General features: G+C 62.9%; 3 protein-coding genes and 1 pseudogene. All 4 read right to left on the bottom strand.

Annotated elements, in window-relative coordinates; all coding sequences use genetic code 11:
* Positions 1 to 817, bottom strand: a pseudogene (locus tag CAGGBEG34_RS08845) (hypothetical protein); the annotation flags it as partial.
* A complete protein-coding gene (locus CAGGBEG34_RS08840; RefSeq protein ID WP_006683305.1) occupies positions 804 to 1421 on the bottom strand; it encodes a YmfQ family protein in 618 nt (205 codons plus the stop codon). The pseudogene CAGGBEG34_RS08845 and the gene CAGGBEG34_RS08840, both read right to left, overlap by 14 nt.
* On the bottom strand, positions 1421 to 2530 hold the full coding sequence (locus CAGGBEG34_RS08835; RefSeq protein ID WP_006683304.1) for a baseplate J/gp47 family protein: 1110 nt from the start codon (positions 2528 to 2530) through the stop codon (positions 1421 to 1423). Before CAGGBEG34_RS08835 ends, CAGGBEG34_RS08840 begins: the two co-directional genes overlap by 1 nt.
* A gap of 13 nt (positions 2531 to 2543) precedes the next feature.
* A partial coding sequence (locus CAGGBEG34_RS08830; protein ID WP_042688470.1) for a phage GP46 family protein occupies positions 2544 to 2865 on the bottom strand: 322 nt, incomplete at its 5' end.

Raw genomic sequence — 2865 nt, 5'->3', positions numbered from 1 at the left:
TATTGCTCAGCCAACCAAATATCGGCGTCCAGAGATTGCCGTCGTCCCCAAAGCGTGCCATCCATCCACGCGGCCCGACAAACCCAATCGTGCCGTCGTTGTGATGGACGGAACGCAGGGCGCTGTCATTCGGATTTCGGATATGCAGCCAATAACGCACGTTCAGCGTGCCATCGATCGCTTGATCACCTTTGGTACCAAGCGGCGTATAGCCGATATTGTTCACAATCGCGCCATAGGCAATCTTTGAACTCGTCACCGCGTCATCGGCCAGCTTGGGCGTGGTAATCGAGCCGTCCGCGGGGGTGAAATCGAGCGCGGGTAACTGTTCGGTGGGGACATAGCCTTGATCGTCCAGTGTCGCCACGCCCTCCGGCTGGCCTTTCTCTTCGACATTGACCGCATCGGTAATGCCGTAGCCGGTGAGCGTCGTTGGCTTGCCGGTGATTTTCGACCATGCGAGATCGACTTTGGAGCGGGGTAACTGTTCGGTGGGGACATGGCCTTGCGCGTTCAGTGTCGCCACGCCCTCCGGCTGGCCTTTTTCCGAGACGGGCACATAGCGCTCATCGCCGAGCGTTTGCGAGAGCCGCCGGATTGCAGCGGTGATCTGATCGAATTTCGCCTTGTCCGGCGCAATGCCGGCGGCATGCAGCAGATTCAAGCACTCGCGCATCAGCGCATTTAGAAATTCAGCGGGCACAATCGTGGCCGCTTGACCGGTTGCGGGATTTCCATCGGAAAAATAACCGGGCGAGTCTTGAGGCGTGGAAGCGGGCGGCGCGGTGACGGCAAAAGGCCCATCAAACTGATACATTGGCATTCTCCTGATAATGAAATTGAAGCGTGGACTGCGCGGGTGCAATTCGGCGCAACTGGCATTCCAGCGCGCGGTTGCCCCAACTGGCCAGCGGCTCGCCGGTGGCCGATTGGCCGGTTCGGAACCGTATCTTCGTGGTGAGCGGCGCATTTACGGCCCAGTGATAGAACCAGTCCACGCCGCCGAGCGGCTGTCCGCAGCGGCTTTGGCCGCAGCGAAACGGGGCATAACAGGTGATCGAAATCGCATATCCCAACTGCGCGGCCATGCGGATAAAGTGCGCCGCCGATTGCCCGCCGGTATTCGCAAATCGGGCGACGGCCTGAGCGCGGCGCGCCTGTACGGTGGACAGCGGCCCGGTGCACGGGTCGGGCAATCCGAGCGTGGCTTCCCATTCAGGCAGCAGTTCAACGGTGCTGGAGATACAAATGTCCCGGAGCAACCGGTTTGCGCGCGCATGGCTGCGTGCATAGAGGGGCGCAAGTCCTTCCAACAGCCGCGTTTGCGTGGCGTTGGGTTCACGCGGCCAGACGCGCCCGCGCGGTAGCAGCGCCTGCAACGCGCGCCGGTAATCGGCGGCGGAATATACAGGGGCGGCCATTAGAGGTACCGAACCTCGCCCAATACGGGCAATTGGCCGGGGCCATTGGCAATATTGCCAACCGGTGATTGGATGATGAAGCCTGCCGTGCCCGCAATCGCGGCAATCGCCGACTCGATGGAAGACAGATAGACTGGACGGCCTGGCTGCCCCTCGCGGCTAAAGACCGCGCGAATGGCGGCGGCGATGGCTTCCCGAATCTCAGGCGCGGCGTTCGGCAGGCCGGAAATTTCAACATCCACCCGATGGGCCAGGGGCGAGACCACGTAGACGAGCGCGGTGACAGGTTGCAGCACATACAGATGATTCGCGACGCGCAACTGATCGCCGCTGGCCGCAACGCCGCGCGGCTCATCTTGTGCGACGCCATCCTCACCCTGTGGAAATCCGGCCTGTTCCGCCTGGCTCTGGTCGCACATGATATAAACAACCACCGTCCCGATGCCAAAGCCCTGCGGCGCGCACCATGCGCGGGTGACGCCTTCGACCTGCAACGCCCATTGCACATAATCCGTTTGGCTGCCGCCCTGCGGCGGCTGCTGGTACGCCGCCAACATCCGGCGGCGCAGAGAGTCATCCGATTCCAAATCCGTGCCGCCGGTCAGCGGCGTATGGACGAGGCCATTGGACTGCACGCCCGCAATGGCCGTCCCCAGCGTCATCGGGGTTCCGACCGGCGTATTGCCGGCTGCGCCGCTCAAACCGGCAGGATCGGATTCGGCCTGGACTTCAACCGTGGCCGTGCCTTCCGCATCGACAAGGGCGGAGGTTTGCGTGGTAAAGGTCATGCCATCGCTGCGCACCAGCGGCGCGCCTTTAGGAATCACCGCGCCGGGTGCGCCGGTGAACGTCACCCTGCCCGCCGCCGCCTGCGCGGGTTTGCGATACACGCCCTTCAGCGCGGCCCAGCCTTCCAGATATTCATCCTCGGCGGTAAACGGCACGCCCTGGCGCGCAATCCAATCCAGATAGCCGTAATGCAGATGCGCAAGCGCCGCCTGCGCGTCCCCAACGATGCGCAGATTGGAGAACCGCAAGAGCGCATCGACGCCCAAATCCTGCGCGACCTGCTGGCGGAGTTCGGTTAATGTGGGACGGGTATAGGGCATGCGTGCTCCTTTTTCATTTTGGCCAGGCCCATTCAAACCGCATCGCGTGCGTGGTGCCGTCCTGACGATACGCAATGATCTGTGCGTCCAGGCGTCCAGACCGGCTGTAGCCTGTGTCGATCTCAAAGCGCGCAACCGCCCCGTCGTCGATCAGCCATTGCAGCGCTTCCGTCATGTAGTCCCGCGCCTGCTGGCGCGTGGCTTCGGTGGCCTTGGCGCGCTCCAGCAGCCACAGGCGCGAGCCGATGTTCGGCTTGCCCCACCAGCCGCGCGCATCTGTTGAGCCATCCGGAATCACATCGTCGGGCCGCGCCTGGCGGTCGGTGAACAGGCTA

The sequence above is a fragment of the Candidatus Glomeribacter gigasporarum BEG34 genome (genome assembly GCF_000227585.1).
Lineage (GTDB): Bacteria > Pseudomonadota > Gammaproteobacteria > Burkholderiales > Burkholderiaceae > Glomeribacter > Glomeribacter gigasporarum_B.
Note: the sequence above shows the minus strand (reverse complement) of the source record. Positions and strands in the feature narration are given on the sequence as shown.